This window comes from Escherichia sp. MOD1-EC5950 (assembly GCF_002965345.1).
In the GTDB taxonomy this organism is placed as follows: domain Bacteria; phylum Pseudomonadota; class Gammaproteobacteria; order Enterobacterales; family Enterobacteriaceae; genus Escherichia; species Escherichia marmotae.
Map to the genome: position 1 here is coordinate 21,564 of NZ_PTSR01000016.1, position 22,930 is coordinate 44,493.

Below are 22,930 nucleotides of genomic sequence, written 5' to 3' on the forward strand. Positions count from 1 at the left end.
TGTAATGACGCAACCAATGCCTGGGAAACCAGCCGAAAATGCTGAAAATGAACTGGATATTCGTGGGTTGTTTCGTACCTTGTGGGCTGGGAAGCTGTGGATTGTTGGCATGGGGCTGGCGTTTGCGTTAATTGCGCTGGCGTATACATTTTTCGCCCGTCAGGAGTGGAGCGCGACGGCGATTACCGATCGTCCAACGGTCAATATGCTGGGCGGATACTACTCGCAACAGCAGTTTCTACGTAACCTGGATGCTCGTTCGAACATGGCTTCTGCCGATCAACCATCGGTCATGGACGAAGCCTATAAAGAGTTTGTTATGCAACTGGCGTCGTGGGACACCCGCCGCGATTTCTGGTTGCAGACCGACTATTACAAACAGCGGATGGTTGGCAACAGCAAAGCCGATGCGGCTCTGCTGGATGAAATGATCAACAACATCCAGTTTATTCCCGGTGATTTCACCCGAGCGATCAACGATAACGTTAAATTGATTGCTGAAACTGCCCCCGATGCCAATAATCTGCTGCGTCAATATGTCGCATTCGCCAGTCAGCGCGCGGCCAGCCATCTGAATGATGAGCTGAAAGGTGCATGGGCAGCGCGCACTATCCAAATGAAAGCCCAGGTGAAGCGTCAGGAAGAAGTCGCGAAAGCGATCTACGACCGCCGGGTAAACAGCATTGAGCAGGCACTCAAAATCGCTGAGCAACATAATATCTCTCGCAGCGCGACAGATGTCCCGGCGGATGAATTGCCTGATTCAGAAATGTTTTTGTTGGGTCGCCCGATGCTGCAGGCGCGATTAGAAAATTTACAGGCCGTCGGCCCGGCCTTTGATCTCGACTATGATCAGAATCGGGCCATGTTAAACACCCTTAATGTTGGTCCAACCCTGGATCCGCGTTTTCAGACCTATCGCTATTTGCGTACACCGGAAGAACCGGTAAAACGCGATAGCCCACGCCGTGCCTTCCTGATGATTATGTGGGGCATTGTCGGGGGGCTGATCGGGGCTGGTGTCGCATTAACCCGCCGTTGCTCGAAATAGCAACACAGTTGCGGTGAGCACAAAGGCGCTCGCCGCTTATTCAAAGAGAATCGATGTGAAAGTACTGACTGTATTTGGTACGCGCCCGGAAGCCATCAAGATGGCGCCGTTGGTGCATGCGTTGGCAAAAGATCCTTTTTTTGAGGCTAAAGTTTGCGTCACTGCGCAGCATCGGGAGATGCTCGATCAGGTGCTGAAACTCTTTTCCATTGTACCTGACTACGATCTCAACATAATGCAGCCAGGACAGGGACTGACAGAGATAACCTGTCGAATTCTTGAGGGATTAAAACCTATTCTTGCCGAGTTCAAACCAGACGTTGTACTGGTACACGGCGATACCACCACGACGCTGGCCACCAGTCTGGCGGCGTTTTATCAGCGCATTCCTGTTGGTCACGTTGAGGCCGGGCTACGCACGGGCGATCTTTACTCGCCGTGGCCGGAAGAAGCTAACCGCACGCTGACCGGTCATCTGGCAATGTACCATTTCTCCCCAACTGAGACCTCACGGCAAAACCTGCTACGTGAAAACGTCGCTGATAGCCGAATCTTCATTACCGGCAATACAGTTATCGACGCTTTGTTGTGGGTGCGCGATCAAGTGATGAGCAGCGAGATGCTGCGTTCAGAACTGGCGGCAAATTACCCGTTTATCGACCCTGATAAGAAGATGATTCTGGTGACCGGTCACAGGCGTGAAAGCTTCGGTCGTGGCTTTGAGGAGATTTGCCATGCGCTGGCAGAAATAGCCACCACTCATCAGGACATCCAGATTGTTTATCCGGTACATCTCAACCCGAATGTCAGAGAACCGGTTAGTCGCATTCTGGGGCACGTAAAAAACGTCATTCTGATCGATCCCCAGGAGTATTTACCGTTTGTCTGGCTGATGAATCACGCATGGTTGATTTTGACTGACTCTGGCGGTATTCAGGAAGAAGCGCCTTCGCTGGGTAAACCGGTGCTGGTGATGCGTGACACCACCGAGCGCCCGGAAGCTGTTACCGCTGGAACGGTGCGTCTGGTGGGGACGGATAAACAACGGATCGTTGAGGAAGTGACACGTCTTCTCAACGACGACAACGAATATCAAATGATGAGCCGCGCCCATAACCCCTATGGTGATGGTCAGGCATGCTCTCGCATTCTGGAAGCGTTAAAAAATAATCGGATATCACTATGAGTTTTGCGACCATTTCTGTCATCGGACTGGGTTACATTGGGCTGCCGACAGCCGCTGCGTTTGCCTCACGGCAAAAACAGGTGATTGGTGTCGATATCAACCAACAAACGGTTGATACTATCAATCGTGGCGAAATCCATATCGTCGAGCCTGATTTGGCGAGTGTAGTAAAAACTGCCGTAGAAGGTGGCTTTTTGCGAGCGAGCACAACGCCCGTTGAGGCTGATGCCTGGCTGATTGCTGTACCAACGCCGTTTAAAGGCGATCATGAGCCGGATATGGCTTACGTCGAATCGGCTGCCCGCTCCATTGCGCCAGTGCTGAAAAAAGGTGCGCTGGTGATCCTTGAGTCCACCTCTCCGGTGGGTTCAACCGAGAAAATGGCAGAATGGTTAGCAGAAATGCGTCCGGACCTGACTTTCCCGCAGCAGGTGGGCGAACAGGCCGACGTGAATATTGCCTATTGCCCGGAACGCGTGTTACCGGGGCAGGTGATGGTCGAGCTGATTAAAAATGACCGTGTAATAGGTGGCATGACACCGGTTTGCTCGGCGCGCGCCAGTGAACTGTACAAAATTTTCCTCGAAGGTGAGTGTGTTGTCACTAACTCCCGGACGGCGGAAATGTGTAAGCTCACCGAAAATAGCTTCCGCGATGTGAATATCGCGTTTGCTAACGAACTGTCGCTGATTTGCGCCGGGCAGGGAATTAACGTCTGGGAGCTGATTCGTCTGGCGAATCGCCACCCTCGCGTCAATATTCTTCAGCCAGGCCCGGGCGTGGGCGGCCACTGTATTGCCGTTGACCCGTGGTTTATCGTAGCGCAGAACCCGCAGCAGGCGCGGCTTATCCGTACTGCCAGGGAAGTGAACGATCACAAACCTTTTTGGGTAATTGATCAGGTGAAAGCGGCGGTTGCCGATTGCCTGGCCGCTACCGATAAACGCGCCAGCGAAGTGAAAATTGCCTGCTTTGGGCTGGCATTTAAACCGAATATTGATGACCTGCGCGAAAGCCCGGCGATGGAAATCGCTGAACTGATCGCCCAGTGGCATAGCGGCGAGACGCTGGTCGTTGAACCGAACATTCACCAGTTGCCGAAAAAACTGGCCGGGCTTTGCACGCTGGCGCAGCTTGACGAAGCGCTGGCGACGGCAGACGTGCTGGTGATGTTGGTCGATCACAGTCAGTTCAAAGCCATCAGCGGCGATCATGTTAAGCAGCAGTATGTAGTCGATACCAAAGGGGTCTGGCGCTGATACAGATTGCAGTGAATGACTGTTTTGAGGGAGCCACACTATGCCCGTCCGCGCCAGTATTGAGCCACTCACCTGGGAAAATGCCTTCTTTGGTGTTAATAGCGCCATCGTGCGTATTAACCCTGACGCGCCACTCCTGACACCAGATGCCTTAGCGCCGTGGTCACGGGTGCAGGCCAAAATAGTCGCATCAAATATCGGTGAACTGGATGCCCTGCAACAGTTGGGATTCTCACTGGTAGAAGGTGAAGTTGATTTGGCGCTACCCGTGACCAGAGCCAGTGATAGCGGCGCAGAAGTGGCACAAGAGACAGATATTCCAGTACTACGCCAGTTAGCGAGTGAGGCATTTGCGCAAAGCCGTTTTCGTGCACCGTGGTATGCGCCTGAAGCCAGTGGGCGCTTTTATGCGCAGTGGATTGAAAACGCCGTTCACGGCACCTTTGATCATCAATGTCTGATCTTACGCATGCCATCCGGCGATATTCGTGGCTATGTCTCTTTACGTGAGCTCAATGCGACAGACGTGCGTATTGGCCTGCTGGCAGGACGCGGTGCAGGTGCAGAGCTGATGCAAACGGCGCTAAACTGGGCGTATGCTCGCGGTAAAACAACATTGCGGGTGGCGACCCAGATGGGCAACACCGCCGCGCTTAAACGATACATAAAAAGTGGTGCAAATGTAGAAAGCACCGCGTACTGGTTATACAGGTGATCACATGATTCCATTTAACGCACCGCCGGTGGTGGGAACCGAACTCGATTATATGCAGTCGGCAATGGGTAGCGGCAAACTGTGTGGCGATGGTGGTTTTACCCGTCGCTGCCAGCAGTGGCTGGAGCAACGTTTTGGCAGCGCCAAAGCGCTGTTGACGCCGTCCTGCACCGCTTCTCTGGAGATGGCGGCGCTGTTGTTGGATATCCAGCCTGGCGATGAAGTGATCATGCCGAGTTATACCTTTGTCTCCACCGCCAACGCCTTCGTGCTGCGTGGAGCGAAAATCGTTTTTGTGGATGTTCGCCCGGACACTATGAACATCGACGAAACGCTGATTGAAGCGGCGATCACCGACAAAACGCGCGTTATCGTGCCGGTGCATTACGCGGGCGTGGCCTGTGAAATGGACACCATTATGGCGTTGGCGAAAAAATATAACCTGTTTGTGGTGGAAGATGCCGCTCAGGGGGTGATGTCCACTTACAAAGGGCGTGCGCTGGGAACCATTGGTCATATTGGCTGCTTTAGCTTCCATGAAACCAAAAACTACACCGCGGGTGGTGAAGGCGGCGCTACGTTGATTAATGATAAAAAATTGATTGAGCGCGCCGAGATCATCCGTGAAAAAGGCACTAATCGTAGCCAGTTCTTCCGTGGTCAGGTGGATAAATACACCTGGCGCGATATCGGCTCCAGCTATTTGATGTCCGATCTGCAAGCCGCATATCTGTGGGCGCAACTGGAAGCAGCGGATCGTATCAACCAGCAGCGTCTGGCGCTGTGGCAAAACTATTACGATGCACTGGCACCACTGGCGAAAGCCGGGCGTATCGAACTGCCGTCGATTCCGGATAGCTGCGTGCAGAACGCGCATATGTTCTACATTAAGCTGCGTGATATTGATGACCGGAATGCGTTGATTAACTTCCTGAAAGAAGCAGAAATCATGGCGGTGTTCCATTATATTCCGCTGCACGCAAGCCCGGCGGGTGAACGGTTTGGTGAGTTCCACGGTGAAGATCGCTACACCACCAAAGAGAGCGAGCGCTTGCTGCGTCTGCCGCTGTTCTACAATCTGTCGCCCGTCAATCAACGCACGGTAATTGCGACCTTGCTGAACTACTTCTCCTGATATGTCGCTGGCGAAAGCGTCCTTATGGACGGCGGCCAGTACGCTGGTCAAGATTGGTGCCGGGTTACTGGTCGGTAAGCTGCTGGCGGTATCATTTGGTCCGGCAGGGCTGGGGCTGGCGGCTAACTTCCGTCAGTTGATTACCGTACTCGGCGTGCTTGCCGGGGCGGGCATTTTTAACGGCGTAACCAAATACGTTGCCCAGTATCATGATAATCCGCAGCAGCTACGTCGTGTGGTGGGTACATCATCAGCGATGGTGCTTGGTTTCTCCACGCTGATGGCGCTGATTTTTGTGCTGGCAGCCGCTCCGATCAGCCAGGGATTGTTCGGGAATACTGACTACCAGGGGCTGGTACGTTTAGTGGCGCTGGTGCAAATGGGTATCGCCTGGGGCAACCTGTTGCTGGCGCTGATGAAAGGCTTTCGCGATGCCGCGGGTAATGCGTTATCGCTGATTGTTGGCAGCCTGATTGGTGTTATCGCTTACTACGTCAGTTACCGTTTTGGTGGCTATGAAGGCGCGTTGCTTGGGCTGGCGCTGATTCCTGCGTTGGTGGTGATTCCGGCTGCCATCATGTTGATCAAACGTGGCGCTATCCCGTTAAGCTATCTGAAACCCAGTTGGGATAGCGGTCTGGCGGGGCAGTTGAGTAAGTTCACGTTAATGGCGCTGATTACTTCGGTGACCTTGCCCGTTGCTTACATCATGATGCGTAAGTTACTGGCGGCGCAGTATAGCTGGGATGAGGTGGGGATCTGGCAAGGCGTAAGTAGTATTTCCGACGCCTACCTGCAATTCATTACCGCCTCTTTTAGCGTGTATTTACTGCCCACTCTGTCGCGGCTAACGGAAAAGCGCGATATCACCCGCGAAGTGGTGAAGTCGCTGAAATTCGTTCTACCGGCGGTGGCAGCGGCGAGTTTTACAGTCTGGTTGCTGCGTGACTTTGCCATCTGGCTACTTTTATCGAACAAATTTACCGCCATGCGCGATCTCTTTGCCTGGCAGTTGGTTGGCGATGTGTTAAAAGTGGGCGCTTATGTCTTTGGTTATCTGGTGATCGCCAAAGCGTCGCTCCGGTTTTATATTCTGGCGGAAGTCAGTCAGTTCACGTTGTTGATGGTATTTGCCCACTGGTTGATCCCCGCGCATGGCGCGCTGGGCGCGGCGCAGGCATATATGGCAACCTATATCGTCTATTTTTCTCTTTGTTGTGGCGTGTTTTTACTCTGGCGTAGGCGGGCATGACTGTACTGATTCACGTTTTGGGATCGGATATCCCTCACCATAACCAAACCGTTTTGCGGTTTTTCAACGACGCGCTGGCTGCGACAAGCGAGCACGCGCGCGAGTTTATGGTTGCAGGCAAGGACGACGGCTTAAGTGATAGCTGTCCGGCGCTCACTATCCGCTTTTTTGCAGACAAAAAATCACTGGCTGAAGCGGTTATCGCGAAAGCGAAAGCTAACCGTCAACAGCGGTTTTTCTTCCATGGCCAGTTCAATCCAAAACTATGGCTGGCGCTGCTTAGCGGCGGAATCAAGCCCAGCCAGTTTTACTGGCATATATGGGGCGCTGATTTGTATGAACTTTCCAGTGGCTTGAGATATAAGCTCTTTTATCCGCTGCGCCGCCTGGCACAAAAGCGGGTGGGCTGTGTATTTGCCACTCGGGGAGACTTGAGCTTTTTTGCCAGAACGCATCCAAAGGTGCGAGGCGAACTGATTTACTTCCCAACCCGGATGGATCCTTCTCTCAATACGATGGCTAACGATCGGCAACGTGAAGGGAAAATGACTATTCTGGTGGGGAACTCCGGCGATCGCAGTAATGAACACATCGCTGCCTTACGCGCTGTGCATCGGCAGTTTGGCGATACGGTGAAAGTGGTGGTGCCGATGGGATATCCGGCCAACAACGATGCGTATATCAACGAAGTTCGTCAGGCGGGGCTGGAATTATTCAGCGAAGAAAATCTGCAAATTCTGAGCGAAAAAATGGATTTTGACGCTTATCTGGCACTACTTCGCCAGTGCGATCTCGGCTACTTTATTTTTGCCCGTCAGCAGGGTATCGGTACGCTGTGCTTGTTGATTCAGGCTGGTATTCCCTGCGTACTTAATCGGGAAAACCCGTTCTGGCAGGATATGACGGAGCAACATTTGCCGGTGCTATTTACCACTGACGATCTCAACGAGGATATTGTGCGTGAAGCGCAGCGCCAGTTGGCGTCGGTAGATAAAAACCACATTGCCTTTTTTAGTCCAAACTATCTGCAAGGCTGGCATCGGGCGCTGGCAATTGCCGCTGGGGAGGTCGCATGAGCCTGCTGCAATTCAGCGGCCTGTTTGTTGTCTGGCTGCTCTGTACGCTGTTTATCGCCACGCTGACCTGGTTTGAGTTTCGCCGCGTGCGATTTAACTTCAATATCTTCTTTTCATTGCTTTTTTTGCTGACGTTTTTCTTCGGATTTCCGCTGACCAGCGTACTGGTATTCCGCTTTGATGTTGGTGTCGCGCCGCCAGAAATCTTGTTGCAGGCGTTGCTTTCTGCGGGCTGCTTTTACGCGGTTTATTACGTCACCTACAAAACCCGCTTACGCAAAAGTGTTGCCGATGCACCGCGCCGTCCAGTGTTTACCATGAATCGCGTGGAAACCAATCTTACCTGGTTTCTCCTGATGGGCATCGCGTTGGTCAGTGTCGGCATCTTCTTCATGCACAACGGCTTTTTGTTGTTCCGACTTAACTCCTACAGTCAGATCTTTTCCAGTGAAGTCTCCGGCGTGGCGTTAAAGCGCTTCTTTTACTTTTTTATCCCGGCGATGCTGGTGGTCTATTTTCTGCGCCAGGACAGCAAAGCGTGGCTGTTTTTCCTCGTCAGTACCGTTGCCTTTGGATTGCTGACCTACATGATTGTCGGTGGCACTCGCGCCAATATCATTATCGCGTTCGCTATCTTCCTGTTTATCGGCATTATTCGCGGTTGGATTTCACTGTGGATGCTGGCAGCGGCAGGCGTGCTGGGGATTGTCGGTATGTTCTGGCTGGCGCTAAAACGCTACGGAATGAACGTGAGCGGTGATGAAGCTTTCTACACGTTTCTCTATCTCACCCGCGACACTTTCTCGCCGTGGGAGAATCTGGCGTTGCTATTGCAGAACTACGACAACATCGACTTCCAGGGGCTGGCACCGATTGTCCGTGATTTCTATGTCTTTATTCCTTCCTGGCTGTGGCCGGGTCGGCCCAGTATGGTGCTGAACTCCGCCAACTATTTCACCTGGGAAGTGCTGAATAATCACTCCGGGCTGGCTATCTCACCTACGCTTATCGGCTCACTGGTGGTGATGGGCGGTGTGTTGTTTATTCCGCTTGGGGCGATTGTGGTTGGCCTGATTATAAAATGGTTCGACTGGCTGTATGAGCTGGGCAACCGCGAAACCAATCGCTATAAGGCAGCGATTTTGCACAGTTTCTGCTTTGGGGCGATCTTCAATATGATCGTGCTGGCGCGCGAAGGACTGGATTCATTTGTCTCGCGGGTGGTCTTTTTTATCGTGGTCTTCGGTGCAAGCCTGATGATTGCAAAACTACTGTACTGGCTTTTTGATAGCGCCGGACTCATTCATAAACGAATAAAATCATCGCTCCGGACGCAGATTGAAGGATAACAATGAATAACAACACCACAGCACCGACCTATACGCTGCGTGGCTTACAGTTGATCGGTTGGCGTGATATGCAGCATGCCCTCGATTATCTGTTCGCTGATGGGCAGCTTAAGCAGGGAACGCTGGTTGCCATTAATGCCGAAAAAATGCTGACCATTGAAGATAACGCCGAGGTCAGGGCGTTAATTAACGCTGCCGAATTTAAATATGCCGATGGCATTAGCGTCGTGCGTTCGGTACGTAAAAAATATCCTCAGTCACAGGTTTCCCGCGTAGCTGGAGCCGATCTCTGGGAAGAGCTGATGGCTCGCGCAGGAAAAGAAGGGACGCCCGTTTTTCTTGTTGGCGGCAAACCTGAAGTACTGGCGCAGACCGAAACTAAACTGCGCGGCCAGTGGAATGTGAATATCGTTGGCAGCCAGGATGGTTATTTCAAACCCGAGCAGCGTCAGGCGCTGTTTGAGCGTATCCATGCCAGTGGCGCGCAAATCGTCACTGTCGCAATGGGATCGCCAAAACAGGAAATCTTCATGCGCGACTGCCGTCAGGTGCATCCTGATGCGCTTTATATGGGCATTGGCGGAACGTACGATGTTTTTACTGGCCATGTGAAACGCGCGCCGAAAATCTGGCAAAAACTGGGGTTGGAGTGGCTCTATCGCCTGCTTTCGCAGCCGAGTCGCATTAAGCGTCAGCTCCGTTTACTGCGCTATTTACGCTGGCATTACACCGGTAACCTCTGATTTTCCCTCTCTTGCTGGCGGCATAAGTGTTCACAATGTCGCCTGTTCTTCACCTCCCTGCTGTTTTATTACACAAAGCATTCAAATTTTTAATGCTTCATTTGCCATTTCTCCTGAATTACGAAAACATTCGCAACACTCGATGTACCCATAACGATAACCGGTAACACCGGAAAAACATGCAAACACAACACGAGGATTTATGGCAGATAACAAACCAGAGCTACAGCGTGGGCTGGAAGCTCGACATATCGAACTCATCGCCCTGGGGGGCACCATTGGCGTTGGTCTGTTTATGGGGGCCGCCAGCACCCTAAAATGGGCTGGGCCATCTGTATTGTTGGCCTATATCATCGCCGGGCTGTTCGTCTTTTTCATCATGCGCTCAATGGGCGAAATGTTATTCCTTGAGCCGGTTACCGGTTCGTTCGCCGTTTACGCACATCGTTATATGAGCCCGTTTTTTGGCTATCTCACTGCCTGGTCTTACTGGTTCATGTGGATGGCGGTGGGGATCTCGGAAATCACTGCCATTGGCGTCTACGTCCAGTTCTGGTTCCCGGAGATGGCACAGTGGATACCTGCATTGATCGCGGTGGCGCTGGTGGCGCTGGCGAATCTGGCGGCGGTCAGACTGTATGGTGAAATCGAGTTCTGGTTCGCGATGATCAAAGTCACCACGATCATCGTTATGATAGTCATTGGCCTGGGCGTGATTTTCTTTGGCTTTGGCAATGGCGGGCAGTCGATTGGTTTTGGCAATCTCACTGAGCATGGCGGTTTCTTTGCGGGTGGCTGGAAAGGGTTCCTGACGGCGCTGTGTATCGTGGTGGCGTCCTACCAGGGTGTGGAGCTGATTGGCATTACTGCCGGTGAAGCGAAAAATCCGCAGGTGACGTTGCGCAGTGCGGTAGGCAAAGTGCTGTGGCGAATCCTTATTTTCTACGTAGGCGCGATCTTCGTTATCGTCACCATCTTCCCGTGGAATGAAATTGGCAGCAATGGCAGCCCGTTTGTACTGACTTTCGCCAAAATTGGCATTACCGCAGCCGCGGGTATTATCAACTTTGTGGTACTGACGGCGGCGCTTTCTGGCTGTAACAGCGGTATGTACAGTTGCGGACGTATGCTTTATGCACTGGCGAAAAACCGTCAGTTACCGGCGGCGATGGCAAAAGTTTCTCGTCACGGCGTGCCGGTTGCGGGAGTAGCGGTATCCATTGCCATCCTGTTAATTGGCTCGTGCCTGAACTACATCATTCCCAATCCGCAGCGTGTGTTTGTTTACGTCTACAGCGCCAGCGTGCTGCCGGGGATGGTGCCGTGGTTTGTGATCCTGATAAGCCAACTGCGTTTTCGTCGTGCGCACAAAGCGGCGATTGCCAGCCATCCGTTCCGCTCCATTCTGTTCCCGTGGGCAAATTATGTGACAATGGCGTTCCTTATTTGCGTTTTGATCGGCATGTACTTTAATGAAGATACTCGTATGTCGCTGTTTGTCGGCATCATCTTCATGCTGGCGGTGACGGCGATTTACAAAGTTTTTGGGCTTAATCGCCACGGTAAAGCGCATAAACTGGAGGAATAAGCAGCAAAATGCGCAAAGCGTAACCAAACGCGCATTTTATTTAAAAAGGGACTAGACAGAGGGGTGGGAAGTCCGTATTATCCACCCCCGCAACGGCGCTAAGCGCCCGTAGCTCAGCTGGATAGAGCGCTGCCCTCCGGAGGCAGAGGTCTCAGGTTCGAATCCTGTCGGGCGCGCCATTTAGTCCCGGCGCTTGAGCTGCGGTGGTAGTAATACCGCGTAACAAGATTTGTAGTGGTGGCTATAGCTCAGTTGGTAGAGCCCTGGATTGTGATTCCAGTTGTCGTGGGTTCGAATCCCATTAGCCACCCCATTATTAGAAGTTGTGAAAATGCGAAGGTGGCGGAATTGGTAGACGCGCTAGCTTCAGGTGTTAGTGTCCTTACGGACGTGGGGGTTCAAGTCCCCCCCCTCGCACCACGACTTTAAAGAATTGAACTAAAAATTCAAAAAGCAGTATTTCGGCGAGTAGCGCAGCTTGGTAGCGCAACTGGTTTGGGACCAGTGGGTCGGAGGTTCGAATCCTCTCTCGCCGACCAATTTTGAACCCCGCTTCGGCGGGGTTTTTTGTTTTCTGTGTATTCCATCACTCTCCCTTCGCAATAAACGCCCGTAGTAACTCATTGCCACACGGTATGATTTCGCCCTTAACTTATTGAAGGACGATTTCAGGCAAGGAGCGACTATGCTGCAACAGGTTCCAACGCGTGCTTTTCATGTGATGGCGAAACCGAGCGGTTCCGATTGTAATCTGAACTGTGACTACTGTTTTTATCTCGAAAAACACTCTCTCTACCGCGAACATCCTGTCACACATATGGACGATGACACGCTGGAAGCGTATGTCCGCCACTATATCGCTGCCAGTGAACCACAAAACGAAGTTGCTTTTACCTGGCAAGGCGGAGAGCCAACGCTGCCGGGGTTGGAATTTTACCGCCGCGCTGTGGCACTACAGGCAAAATATGGTGCAGGCAGGCGGGTAAGTAACAGCTTCCAGACTAACGGCGTGCTGCTGGATGACGAATGGTGTGCGTTTCTGGCAGAAAATCATTTTCTGGTTGGCTTATCGCTGGACGGCCCGGCAGAGATCCATAATCAATACCGCGTTACCAAAGGCGGCAGACCAACGCATAAACTGGTGATGCGCGCGCTTAAACTACTGCAAAAATATCACGTTGATTATAACGTTCTGGCGTGCGTCAATCGCACCAGCGTGCTGCAACCGTTGCAGATCTATGAATTTTTGCGTGATGCGGGCGTTGAGTTCATCCAGTTTATTCCGGTGGTGGAACGTCTGGCAGATGAAACAGCAGCCCACGACGGACTGAAATTACGAGCGCCTGGCGATATTCAGGGGGAACTGACGGAATGGTCGGTGCGCCCGCAAGAGTTCGGTGAATTTCTGGTGACGATTTTCGATCACTGGATCAAACGCGACGTCGGTAAGATTTTCGTGATGAATATCGAATGGGCATTTGCCAATTTTGTCGGCGCGCCTGGCGCGGTTTGCCATCATCAGCCAACCTGCGGGCGTTCGGTGATTGTTGAGCACAACGGCGATGTTTACACCTGTGATCACTTTGTCTATCCGCAATATCGACTGGGGAATATGCTTCAGCAGACGATTGCAGAAATGGTAGATTCCCCGCAACAGCAGGCGTTTGGTGAAGATAAATTTAAGCAGTTACCGGCGCAGTGTCGCAGTTGCAACGTGTTAAAAGCGTGCTGGGGAGGTTGCCCGAAACACCGCTTTATGCTCGATGCCAGCGGCAAACCGGGGCTGAATTATTTGTGTGCCGGATATCAACGCTATTTCCGCCATTTGCCTCCGTATCTTAAAGCAATGGCTGATTTGCTGGCGCACGGCCGCCCGGCCAGCGACATTATGCAGGCACATTTGATGGTGGTGAATAAGTAAAAAGTGATTGATTGCCGGATGCGATGCTGACGCATCTTATCCGGCTTACAGAATGATGCAATATATTGAATTTTCAAGATTTGTAGGCCGGATAAGGCGTTCGCGCCTCATCCGGCATGGGCAGCGCAGCCCGATGTAGCGATAGCGCTGAATTAATCAGATTTAATCTGCGCGCGTGGCGGATATTTTTTCAGGATCTCCATATACGCGTGCATTTCGGTCTGTAGAGGTACACCCATCGGAATATGCCGCACGCCGATAGAGTCGCTTTCCTGCGGATCGGTGTACAAGTTAAACACCGACGATCCGGCCGTTTGCATTATCGTACCGGTGAATCCACCCTGATATCCGCTCTGTGTATACGCGTATGGTTGCTGAATGAGAACATGATATTTGAACTCATCCATACGTACAGCGGCGAGTTTGCCGTTGAGGAAGTAGTGTTCAGCCTTGCGGTTAGACTGACCGTTTGTTCCGAGGAAGAAAGAGGTCTGGTCTACGCCATCGATAAAGGTCGTTTTCGGCACTAAATTCGCCACTTTCGCTCCAGGATGCCCTGCCAGATCCAGCGAGGTTGGGAAGAGATCGGCCAGATCGACAATACCGTCGGATTTACGCGCTTGGATCATGCCTTTCCAGTACACGAAGGTGGGTACGCGAACGCCGCCTTCCCAGGTAGAACCTTTCGCGCCACGGAACGGTGTGCGACCGTGCGGTGGCACTTCGGCTTCCGGACCGTTATCGGAGGTAAAGACAATCAGCGTGTTATCAAGCTGACCATTTTTCTCCAGTGCTTTATAGAGATTAGCGAACACATCGTTCATTTCTACCATGCAGTCGCCGTAAGAGGTGCGTGCCGGAGAACTACCGGCATATTTGGTATTCGGGTAGTTATCGAAGTGGCAGCCGCGCGTACCGTAATACAAGAAGAATGGTTTATCGCTCTTCGCCATTTTGTCGAGGAACTTAACGCCATATTCCATCCAGCGTTGATCAAGATCTTCCATATACTTCGGCGTAATATCGGCAATGGCTTGCTGCTCACCGCCGCGCACCGCATGAACGTCATCTTTGCTGAACGGTAATTGCTTGATGTACTCAGAACGGTCCGGACTCAGGGCGACTTCCGGATTGACGTGAACATCGCGCCATTCGGTATACATATCAGACACCGAGTTAAAGCCGCGGAAATCATCAAAGCCGACGTTCTGTGGCTGCGACTCTTTGTTTTCTCCCATATGCCATTTACCGATGGCCTGAGTGACGTAACCTTGATCATGCAATAATTGCGGCAGGGTAGTTAACCCTTGCAGACCACCTGGTTGTCCGTACATCGGCGGCATCAAAATGCCGTGGTGGATAGAATACTGTCCGGTGAGAATCGTCGCGCGGGTTGGTGAAGAACTGGGTTGAGAATACGCGGAGGTTAAAATCAGCCCCTGGCTGGCAACGGCGTCAATATCTGGTGTTGGGTTACCCACCGCCACACCGCCACCATTAAAGCCAACATCCATCCAGCCCACGTCATCCAGCAAGAAAATAACCACATTCGGTTTCTTACCGGTTTTTTTCTCTAATTCTGCCAGCTTCTGCTGAGTTTCTTTATCCTGCGCCGGATGCTGCATTACCGGCATCATATTATCGGCAATGGTGGTTGCCGGTTTAACCAGGTATTGATTTGGGTGATCGTAACCAGCAAATCCTTTGCGTGCGGTGGCGGTTGACGGGGTATCTGCAGCGCTGGCCATTAATGGAAGAGCGGCGGCGACAGCGACAACAAGAAGCTTGGGTGAGAACGAAAATTCCATGCAAAATGCTCCGATTTAATGTCATCAAAATGATGGCGTAGTTAAGCATTGATAATTGAGGTCCCTCTCCCTGACAGGATGATTTCATAAATAATGATGATGAAAATAAATTATCTATTTATCTTAAGAATAAATTGAAATATCAGGAGAGCGTTTTCAATCCTACCCCCCGTGCATGCGATATGTAAGGCGTGTTTATTATATCGCGTTGATTATTGATGCTGTTTTTAGTTTTGTCTGTAATTAATATGCGTGTCATTAATTGCTTATATTTAATCATTCATATCACATATAAAAAAGCATCAGGCTAAGGGAAGGATTTACTCGGTAATTTATTAAATATGAAGAAAAAAGGGTTACAGATTTTTCTCATAACAAGTATTAGGGGATGTTATTACCCCATCCTCTGTGGCATAATAACTGAGTAGATGCTCATTCCATCTCTTATGTTCGCCTTAGTGCCTCATAAACTCAGGAATGACGCAGAGCCGTTTACGGTGCTTATCGTCCACTGACAGATGTCGCTTTTGCCTCATCAGACACCATGGACACAACGTTGAGTGAAGCACCCACTTGTTGTCATACAGACCTGTTTTAACGCCTGCTCCGTAATAAGAGCAGGCGTTTTTTTATCTATTCAGGAAAGGCCCGGAGGCTCTGCGCCTCCAGGTGAGAAAGGATTACTGCGGTGGGTTGTTCTGTAACGTCAGCATCAAACCGTCGCGGCGCATTGCAGCGGCTTCTTCCGGCTTGTGCAGTCTGTCCAGCGCATCGGCAAGCCATGCGTAATCGTAGGCGTCCGGACGTTGTTTCAGCGCCGCGCGGAAGGCGAGGGATGCTTCCTGCCATTCGCCATGCTTCATCAGCGACTGACCCAATGTGCTCCACAACAGCGGGCGATCGCCCACGTTTTTAATCTGCTGGCGCAGCACCTTTTCCAGTTGTTCTGGATTATTGGTTTTCAGGCGTGGGATTGGTAGCAGCAGGCGATCGTCATACTGGCGTTTCAGGCCGTCGATGATAATTTGCTGGGCGGTGTCATGATCGTCACACTCAATAAGATGTTCTGCCATTGCCACCTGCAACGCCACCTGATGACGCGTTTTCCGGCTTTGATTTTTCCACCAGTTTCGCAAACCTTCACTACCGTCATCAGCACGAGCCTGATCCATCAGGCCAATCCATGCCTGTTGTTCCAGCATTGCGCGATGTTCTTCATCACCAACGTGAGCTTTTGCCATTGACGGGATGATGTCCAGCAGCGAACTCCACGCACCGGTGCGGATATAAGCTTGTTCCGCCAGACGCAGCACTTCAGGATGGCGTGGCGTGACTTCCAGCAACTTATCTACGCCGTGGCGTGCAGCATGATTTTCATTGCGTGCCAGTTGCAGGCGCACGCGGGCAATTTCTACCGGAATGGTGTCATTGCCTGCAAGCTCTGCTGCGCGTTCCAGATGCTGATTGGCGCGCGCTTCATCGCCGCGTTGTTGTGCGGCTTCAGCAGCCAGCAGGTAGTTCACTACCGGTTGTTCAGCGTGATCGGCATTTTTCGCCATCAGCTTTTCAACCTGCTGGTAATCACCTTCCGCCAGTTTCAGCAGCGCCTGTTCGGTCTGCTTACGTGCGCGGCGGCGTTTACGCCCGACAAACCAACCGCGGGTGTGCGCGCCGGTGCGGAAAATCCGTCGCAGTAGCCACTCGATAGCAAACAGCACCACCATTGCCAGTATAAAAATGATCGCCAGACCCGTGACGCTGGTTTCGATATTGTAGTTGTCGGTTTGAATCAGTACGTAACCCTGATGCCCGGCAATCATCGGACCAACCACGATCCCCGCAATAAGCAGAACAAAGAGTAACAACACTTTTAGCATGGTTATTCTCCTTGCGGCGCGGCTGCCGGAGTATCAGCTTGCGGTGCAGGTGCAGGTGCAGGTGCAGGTGCAGGTGCAGGTGCAGATTTAGCTTCCGTTGCTGGTGCTACAGGCTGTGCCAACAGATTACGCACGCGGGTTTGCATCAGCTTTTCCAGCATTGCCTGGCTTTGCAGGGTTTCCGGGAGATCCATCGAAATATTCTGCTGACTTAGCTGATCCACTTCGTCGAGAAACGCTTTGGTAGTGGCATCGTCAGTGTCGTAATAAGCACGTACCCAGGTAGAGACGTTTTCCAGCGCCTGGCGGTAGGTTTCTTCCTGATGACGCGGTACAGCTTGTGCTGCGACCAGCAGACGGGAACGAATATTTTCGCGCAGGTAGATATCTTGATTCGGCGCTAACAGGGGTACGGCGGTGTCATCACGACGCCGAATCGTAATGAAGTTATCCATAAAGTTCTGCCAGCTCTTTTGCAGATTGATACGCCATTCGCTGATGGAGCTGGAAAGCTCTTCACCATTGGAATCCATTGGTGAACCGTCACTGTCATTGTCGGCCAGACGCAGGTTATCTACCTGATTAGAAAGTTGATTCAACTTGAGGATGATACCGTCATAATCGACCTGTGATACCGCAGAAAGGCTGGCGATGTCATCGGTAATTGCCCGGCGAACGGTAATAAGACTTGGGTCATTCATATCGGCCAGGCTGGCATCTGCGCTTTTCAGTAGCGCAGCGGCGGTGGTGACGTCCTGATCGCTCCACAGCTTACGTCCGGCGAGCTTCACCAGAAAATCTGCCTGCGCCAGCAGCCAGGTTTTAGCATCGCTTCCGGAAATGGTGGCGACCTTTTGTTGAACTTCATCCAGTTGTTTTGCTAACGCTTCTTGCTGACGGTTTGCCTGCTCTAACTGCGTAGCCTGTTGTTTGATGATACCTTCCAGTTCTGCTTTTTGGCTCTCCTGGGCTTTTTGTAGCGCAGTGAGCTGGTTAGCGAGGACATCGCTGGTGGCCGTCTGATTGACGGCCTGTTGTTTACCCCAGCCATACAAACCGACACCTGCAGCCAGAGCAATAGCGATAGCCACCGCACTTAAAATCAGAGCAGTACTGTTATTACTCTTTTTTTCTACTGTGACAGATTGTGGCGTGGTGTCCACGGCCTCCCTGGTCTCTTCAACCACGGCGGAGGTTTTTTCTTGTTCCGTCATTATGGCTTCCTGTTATGAGAGTTATTGTAATGCCCGTAAAAGCGCATCGTTGTCAGCGTTATCAGCGACCTGAATGTCTTGCCAACCCAGTTCCCGGGCGAGTTTCGCCAGACGCTCGCTGACGACCAGTAGTCGACAGCGTAGTAACCAGTGCTCACGATACCATCGTGGAATCAGCGACCAGAGCTGTTGCAACATTTCACCGCTGGTAACAACGACCGTTGTCACTTCGCGGGACTGCCAGCGCATCGCTTCTTCTGCACCATCGTAATGAATGGCGCATCGTTGATAACATTCGCAAAAAGTAACTTCAGCCTCGCGTGCCGTCAGGGTTTCCCCAATCAGCTCACGACCGCCGTTGCCACGTAAAATTAGCGCACGTTTTCCCGCAATATTTTGTAATTCAGGTAATTGTAGCAAGACTTCACTGATTTCCCGATCATGCGGATAACGAACTTCATGTCCGCTCACGGTATGCAGCGCCAGCGCCGTGGTACGGCCAATAGCGAAATAAGTGGGTAGGGTGGGCCACTTAAGACCTTGCTGATGTAGCTGTGACTGGGCAAAAGCAACGGCATGTTGCGAAAGGGCAAACAACAGATCGCCTTCGCTCAGCTCCGCCAGCCGGTCGGCAAGTTGTGGCAATTGCCGACCAGGGGAAAACTCAATCAGCGGAAAATGCCAGGCCACCTGCCCCAGTGTGCGCAGACGGCTCACTAACTCTTCTCCAGCGGGAGACGGGCGGGTGACCAGGATACTCATGCCGGAGCGTCTCCGTTATAGACTTCAGCAAGGATTTCACGTGCGCCGTTATTCAATAGCTCTTCTGCCAGCGAAATGCCCATTTGCCCGGCATCTTGCGGCGCACCACGGCGTTCACCGCGAATAATCTGCGAACCGTCCGGTGCGCCGACCAGTGCACGCAGCCAGATTTCGCCATCAATAAGTTCGGCGTAGCTACCAATCGGCACCTGGCAACCGCCTTCAAGACGGGTATTCATGGCGCGTTCGGCGGTGACGCGCAGTGCAGTTTCGTGGTGATTGAGCGCGGCAAGAAGCTCGCGGGTGCGCGTATCATCAAGGCGGCATTCAATGCCCACCGCACCTTGTCCTACAGCCGGAAGAGAAACTTCTGGCGGCAGCGCGGCGCGAATGCGTGACTCCAGCCCTAAACGTTTTAAGCCAGCCACGGCAAGAATAATGGCATCGTATTCGCCATTATCCAGTTTACTCAGACGAGTACCGACATTGCCGCGCAGAGAACGGATAATGAGATCCGGACGGCGTTCAGCCAGTTGGCACTGACGGCGTAAGCTGGAAGTTCCGACGATGCTGCCCGCAGGTAACGCATCCAGACTGTCATAGTTATTGGAGACAAAGGCATCGCGAGGATCTTCACGCTCGCAAATGGTGACCAGCCCCAGACCTTGCGGAAATTCAACCGGTACATCTTTCATTGAATGTACGGCGATATCGGCACGGTTTTCCAGGAGCGCGACTTCCAGCTCTTTCACAAATAAGCCTTTCCCGCCTACCTTCGCCAGCGGCGTATCAAGAATCACATCGCCGCGCGTCACCATCGGCACCAGTTCAACCACCAGCCCTGGATGGCTCGCCATCAACTTGTCTTTGACATAATGTGCCTGCCAGAGTGCAAGTGGGCTTTGGCGTGTGGCAATTCTTAAAACATTGTCTAACATGCTTGTTACCGTCATTATCATCCATGGTCCATCCTAACATCCTTGCCGGAGCGATGTCAGTGTTGTGGTGAAACGTAGATGCCTGAGCAAAACGTAAAATATAGCCAGGCGGTGGATCCTGACAGGCGCTTCAAGCCGTCGTAATAAGGAATTTACAGAGAATAAACAGTGCTACACTTGTATGTAGCGCATCTTTCTTTACGGTCAACCAGCAAGGTGTTAAATTGATCACGTTTTAGACCATTTTTTCTTCGTGAAACTAAAAAAACCAGGCGCGGAAAGTGGTACGGTTACCTTTGACATACGAAATATCCCGAATGCCGCGTGTTTCCGTTGATGTTGCCGGAATCACAGACATGACGGGTAGCAAATCAGGCGATACGTCTTGTACCTCTATATTGAGACTCTGAAACAGAGACTGGATGCCATAAATCAATTGCGCGTGGATCGCGCGCTTGCTGCTATGGGGCCTGCATTCCAACAGGTCTACAGTCTGCTGCCGACATTGTTGCACTATCACCATCCGCTAATGCCGGGTTACCTTGATGGTAACGTTCCCAAGGGCATTTGCCTTTATACGCCTGATGAAACCCAACGCCACTACCTGAACGAACTGGAACTGTATCGTGGAATGTCAGTACAGGACCCGCCAAAAGGCGAGCTTCCAATTACTGGCGTATATACAATGGGCAGCACCTCGTCCATAGGGCAAAGTTGTTCCTCTGATCTGGATATCTGGGTCTGCCATCAATCGTGGCTGGATAGCGAAGAGCGTCAGTTACTGCAACGTAAATGCAGCTTGCTGGAAAGCTGGGCCGCCTCATTGGGGGTGGAAGTTAGCTTCTTCCTGATTGATGAAAACCGTTTCCGCCACAACGAAAGTGGCAGTCTGGGGGGCGAAGATTGTGGCTCCACCCAGCATATACTGCTACTTGATGAATTTTACCGTACCGCCGTGCGTCTCGCCGGTAAGCGTATTCTGTGGAATATGGTGCCGTGCGACGAAGAAGAGCATTACGATGATTATGTAATGACGCTTTACGCGCAGGGCGTACTGACGCCAAATGAATGGCTGGATCTCGGTGGTTTAAGCTCGCTTTCTGCTGAAGAGTACTTCGGTGCCAGCCTTTGGCAGCTCTACAAAAGTATCGACTCCCCGTACAAAGCGGTGCTGAAAACACTGCTGCTGGAAGCCTATTCCTGGGAATACCCTAATCCACGCCTGCTGGCGAAAGATATCAAACAGCGTTTGCACGACGGCGAGATAGTGTCATTTGGCCTCGATCCGTACTGCATGATGCTGGAGCGCGTTACCGAATATTTGACGGCGATTGAAGATTTCACCCGTCTGGATTTGGTGCGCCGCTGCTTTTATTTAAAAGTGTGCGAAAAATTAAGCCGCGAACGCGCCTGCGTGGGCTGGCGTCGTGAAGTGTTAAGCCAACTGGTGAAAGAGTGGAGTTGGGACGAATCTCGCCTGACGATGCTGGATAACCGCGCTAACTGGAAGATTGATCAGGTGCGTGAAGCGCACAACGAACTGCTCGATGCGATGATGCAGAGTTACCGTAATCTGATCCGCTTTGCGCGTCGCAATAACCTTAGCGTTTCTGCCAGCCCGCAGGATATCGGTGTGCTGACGCGTAAACTGTACGCTGCGTTTGAAGCATTACCGGGGAAAGTGACGCTGGTAAACCCGCAGATTTCACCGGATCTTTCCGAGCCAAATCTGACCTTTATTTATGTACCGCCGGGGCGTGCTAATCGCTCTGGCTGGTATTTGTATAACCGTGCGCCGACAATTGAGTCGATCATCAGCCATCAACCGCTGGAATATAACCGTTACCTGAACAAATTGGTGGCGTGGGCATGGTTTAACGGACTGCTGACCTCGCGCACCCGTTTGTACATTAAAGGCAACGGCATTGTCGATCTGCCTAAGCTGCAAGAGATGGTGGCTGATGTGTCGCACCATTTCCCGTTGCGCTTACCTGCGCCGACACCGAAAGCGCTCTACAGTCCTTGTGAGATCCGCCATCTGGCGATTATCGTCAACCTGGAATATGACCCGACGACAGCGTTTCGTAATCAGGTAGTACATTTCGATTTCCGTAAGCTGGACGTCTTCAGCTTTGGCGAAGAGCAAAAATGTCTGGTGGGTAGTGTTGACCTGCTGTATCGCAACTCATGGAATGAAGTGCGCACGCTGCATTTCAACGGCGAGCAGTCGATGATTGAAGCCCTGAAAACCATCCTCGGCAAAATGCATCAGGACGCTGCACCCCCTGATAGCGTGGAAGTGTTCTGTTATAGCCAGCATTTGCGCGGATTAATCCGTACTCGCGTGCAGCAACTGGTTTCTGAGTGCATTGAACTGCGTCTTTCCAGCACCCGCCAGGAAACCGGGCGCTTTAAAGCGTTGCGCGTTTCTGGCCAGACCTGGGGTTTGTTCTTCGAACGCCTGAATGTATCGGTACAGAAACTGGAAAATGCCATCGAGTTTTATGGCGCGATCTCGCATAACAAACTGCATGGTTTGTCAGTGCAGGTTGAGACTAATCACGTTAAATTACCGGCGGTGGTGGACGGCTTCGCCAGCGAAGGGATCATCCAGTTCTTCTTCGAAGAAACACACGATGAGAACGGCTTTAATATCTACATTCTCGACGAAAGTAACCGCGTTGAGGTGTATCACCACTGCGAGGGTAGCAAAGAGGAGTTGGTGCGTGATGTCAGTCGCTTCTACTCGTCATCGCACGATCGTTTCACTTACGGCTCCAGTTTCATCAACTTTAACCTGCCGCAGTTTTACCAGATTGTGAAGGTCGATGGTCGCGAACAGGTCATTCCGTTCCGTACCAAATCTATCGGTAACATGCCGCCAGCCAATCAGGACAACGATACGCCGCTGTTACAGCAGTATTTTTCGTGATGAGCGTGCCGGATAATTCAATTTCCGCCTCTGACTTCACGCTGATTTCATTTTCCCTCACTAAAGTTGCTCCCTGAAATTACATCAGGGAGAGGACATTATGCACAGTGACTGGGGAATGACG

Annotated in this window: 17 protein-coding genes and 4 tRNA genes; 16 read left to right on the plus strand and 5 right to left on the minus strand. The window is 51.8% G+C overall.

What is annotated here, in order from left to right:
* Nucleotides 1-4: 4 nt before the first annotated feature.
* From wzzE to BEA93_RS15745, 15 genes are all read left to right on the plus strand, one after another.
* On the plus strand, nt 5-1,051 hold the full coding sequence (wzzE, locus tag BEA93_RS15675; RefSeq protein ID WP_001517405.1) for an ECA polysaccharide chain length modulation protein: 1,047 nt from the start codon (nt 5-7) through the stop codon (nt 1,049-1,051).
* Nucleotides 1,052-1,106: 55 nt separating this feature from the next.
* Nucleotides 1,107-2,237: a non-hydrolyzing UDP-N-acetylglucosamine 2-epimerase gene (gene wecB / locus BEA93_RS15680; RefSeq protein WP_001517404.1), complete on the plus strand. Its 1,131-nt coding sequence runs from the start codon at nt 1,107-1,109 to the stop codon at nt 2,235-2,237.
* Entirely contained in the window at nt 2,234-3,496 is a 1,263-nt protein-coding gene (gene wecC / locus BEA93_RS15685; RefSeq protein WP_000006637.1) for a UDP-N-acetyl-D-mannosamine dehydrogenase, read from the plus strand. Before wecB ends, wecC begins: the two co-directional genes overlap by 4 nt.
* A 40-nt stretch (nt 3,497-3,536) precedes the next feature.
* Entirely contained in the window at nt 3,537-4,211 is a 675-nt protein-coding gene (gene rffC / locus BEA93_RS15690) for a dTDP-4-amino-4,6-dideoxy-D-galactose acyltransferase (protein WP_105224766.1), read from the plus strand.
* A 4-nt stretch (nt 4,212-4,215) separates the two neighbouring features.
* The gene (rffA, locus tag BEA93_RS15695) at nt 4,216-5,346 is read left to right on the plus strand and encodes a dTDP-4-amino-4,6-dideoxygalactose transaminase (protein WP_016249437.1); all 1,131 of its coding nucleotides are present in this window, start codon (nt 4,216-4,218) and stop codon (nt 5,344-5,346) included.
* A 1-nt stretch (nt 5,347) separates the two neighbouring features.
* A complete protein-coding gene (wzxE, locus tag BEA93_RS15700; RefSeq protein WP_016262699.1) occupies nt 5,348-6,598 on the plus strand; it encodes a lipid III flippase WzxE in 1,251 nt (416 codons plus the stop codon).
* Nucleotides 6,595-7,674: a TDP-N-acetylfucosamine:lipid II N-acetylfucosaminyltransferase gene (gene rffT / locus BEA93_RS15705; RefSeq protein WP_001517399.1), complete on the plus strand. Its 1,080-nt coding sequence runs from the start codon at nt 6,595-6,597 to the stop codon at nt 7,672-7,674. The genes wzxE and rffT overlap by 4 nt, the downstream gene beginning before the upstream one ends.
* Nucleotides 7,671-9,023, plus strand: a complete 1,353-nt coding sequence (gene wzyE / locus BEA93_RS15710) for an ECA oligosaccharide polymerase (protein ID WP_000055110.1) — start codon at nt 7,671-7,673, stop codon at nt 9,021-9,023. Before rffT ends, wzyE begins: the two co-directional genes overlap by 4 nt.
* 2 nt (nt 9,024-9,025) lie before the next feature.
* Nucleotides 9,026-9,766, plus strand: a complete 741-nt coding sequence (gene wecG, locus BEA93_RS15715; protein WP_001064030.1) for a lipopolysaccharide N-acetylmannosaminouronosyltransferase — start codon at nt 9,026-9,028, stop codon at nt 9,764-9,766.
* A gap of 202 nt (nt 9,767-9,968) precedes the next feature.
* Nucleotides 9,969-11,354 carry a bifunctional threonine/serine APC transporter ThrP gene (gene thrP / locus BEA93_RS15720; RefSeq protein WP_000774725.1) on the plus strand — a complete coding sequence of 462 codons (1,386 nt, stop codon included), beginning with the start codon at nt 9,969-9,971 and terminating at the stop codon, nt 11,352-11,354.
* Between the two features lie 102 nt (nt 11,355-11,456).
* Nucleotides 11,457-11,533 (plus strand) — tRNA-Arg (locus BEA93_RS15725).
* Between the two features lie 58 nt (nt 11,534-11,591).
* Nucleotides 11,592-11,667: transfer RNA gene (locus BEA93_RS15730), tRNA-His, on the plus strand.
* Nucleotides 11,668-11,687: 20 nt separating this feature from the next.
* Nucleotides 11,688-11,774: transfer RNA gene (locus BEA93_RS15735), tRNA-Leu, on the plus strand.
* A gap of 42 nt (nt 11,775-11,816) precedes the next feature.
* Nucleotides 11,817-11,893 (plus strand) — tRNA-Pro (locus tag BEA93_RS15740).
* Between the two features lie 146 nt (nt 11,894-12,039).
* A complete protein-coding gene (locus BEA93_RS15745) occupies nt 12,040-13,275 on the plus strand; it encodes an anaerobic sulfatase maturase (protein ID WP_105224765.1) in 1,236 nt (411 codons plus the stop codon).
* 152 nt (nt 13,276-13,427) lie between these two features.
* On the opposite strand, the gene aslA is transcribed toward BEA93_RS15745, so the two are convergent.
* From aslA to hemC, 5 genes are all read right to left on the minus strand, one after another.
* Nucleotides 13,428-15,083: an arylsulfatase AslA gene (aslA, locus tag BEA93_RS15750; protein WP_016262696.1), complete on the minus strand. Its 1,656-nt coding sequence runs from the start codon at nt 15,081-15,083 to the stop codon at nt 13,428-13,430.
* A 680-nt stretch (nt 15,084-15,763) separates the two neighbouring features.
* Nucleotides 15,764-16,960 (minus strand): protoheme IX biogenesis protein HemY, encoded by a 1,197-nt coding sequence (gene hemY / locus BEA93_RS15755; protein ID WP_061090336.1) that lies wholly within the window; start codon nt 16,958-16,960, stop codon nt 15,764-15,766.
* A 2-nt stretch (nt 16,961-16,962) separates the two neighbouring features.
* Nucleotides 16,963-18,174 (minus strand): uroporphyrinogen-III C-methyltransferase, encoded by a 1,212-nt coding sequence (gene hemX, locus BEA93_RS15760; protein ID WP_085449421.1) that lies wholly within the window; start codon nt 18,172-18,174, stop codon nt 16,963-16,965.
* 21 nt (nt 18,175-18,195) lie between these two features.
* The gene (gene hemD / locus BEA93_RS15765; protein WP_000026081.1) at nt 18,196-18,936 is read right to left on the minus strand and encodes a uroporphyrinogen-III synthase; all 741 of its coding nucleotides are present in this window, start codon (nt 18,934-18,936) and stop codon (nt 18,196-18,198) included.
* Nucleotides 18,933-19,874 carry a hydroxymethylbilane synthase gene (hemC, locus tag BEA93_RS15770; RefSeq protein WP_010377386.1) on the minus strand — a complete coding sequence of 314 codons (942 nt, stop codon included), beginning with the start codon at nt 19,872-19,874 and terminating at the stop codon, nt 18,933-18,935. Before hemC ends, hemD begins: the two co-directional genes overlap by 4 nt.
* Before the next feature lie 385 nt (nt 19,875-20,259).
* Between hemC and cyaA the strand changes: the two genes are divergently transcribed.
* The gene (cyaA, locus tag BEA93_RS15780; RefSeq protein WP_001517390.1) at nt 20,260-22,806 is read left to right on the plus strand and encodes a class I adenylate cyclase; all 2,547 of its coding nucleotides are present in this window, start codon (nt 20,260-20,262) and stop codon (nt 22,804-22,806) included.
* The last annotated feature ends 124 nt before the right edge of the window (nt 22,807-22,930 follow it).

Bases quoted from the DNA above. Each gene is read 5' to 3' on its own strand.
- wzyE (WP_000055110.1), top strand. From the start codon at position 7,671: ATGAGCCTGCTGCAATTCAGCGGCCTGTTTGTTGTCTGGCTGCTCTGT.
- hemX (WP_085449421.1), bottom strand. From the start codon at position 18,174: ATGACGGAACAAGAAAAAACCTCCGCCGTGGTTGAAGAGACCAGGGAG.
- rffA (WP_016249437.1), top strand. From the start codon at position 4,216: ATGATTCCATTTAACGCACCGCCGGTGGTGGGAACCGAACTCGATTAT.
- BEA93_RS15745 (WP_105224765.1), top strand. From the start codon at position 12,040: ATGCTGCAACAGGTTCCAACGCGTGCTTTTCATGTGATGGCGAAACCG.
- wecG (WP_001064030.1), top strand. From the start codon at position 9,026: ATGAATAACAACACCACAGCACCGACCTATACGCTGCGTGGCTTACAG.
- wzzE (WP_001517405.1), top strand. From the start codon at position 5: ATGACGCAACCAATGCCTGGGAAACCAGCCGAAAATGCTGAAAATGAA.
- rffT (WP_001517399.1), top strand. From the start codon at position 6,595: ATGACTGTACTGATTCACGTTTTGGGATCGGATATCCCTCACCATAAC.
- hemC (WP_010377386.1), bottom strand. From the start codon at position 19,874: ATGTTAGACAATGTTTTAAGAATTGCCACACGCCAAAGCCCACTTGCA.
- aslA (WP_016262696.1), bottom strand. From the start codon at position 15,083: ATGGAATTTTCGTTCTCACCCAAGCTTCTTGTTGTCGCTGTCGCCGCC.
- hemY (WP_061090336.1), bottom strand. From the start codon at position 16,960: ATGCTAAAAGTGTTGTTACTCTTTGTTCTGCTTATTGCGGGGATCGTG.
- thrP (WP_000774725.1), top strand. From the start codon at position 9,969: ATGGCAGATAACAAACCAGAGCTACAGCGTGGGCTGGAAGCTCGACAT.
- rffC (WP_105224766.1), top strand. From the start codon at position 3,537: ATGCCCGTCCGCGCCAGTATTGAGCCACTCACCTGGGAAAATGCCTTC.
- hemD (WP_000026081.1), bottom strand. From the start codon at position 18,936: ATGAGTATCCTGGTCACCCGCCCGTCTCCCGCTGGAGAAGAGTTAGTG.
- wecC (WP_000006637.1), top strand. From the start codon at position 2,234: ATGAGTTTTGCGACCATTTCTGTCATCGGACTGGGTTACATTGGGCTG.
- wzxE (WP_016262699.1), top strand. From the start codon at position 5,348: ATGTCGCTGGCGAAAGCGTCCTTATGGACGGCGGCCAGTACGCTGGTC.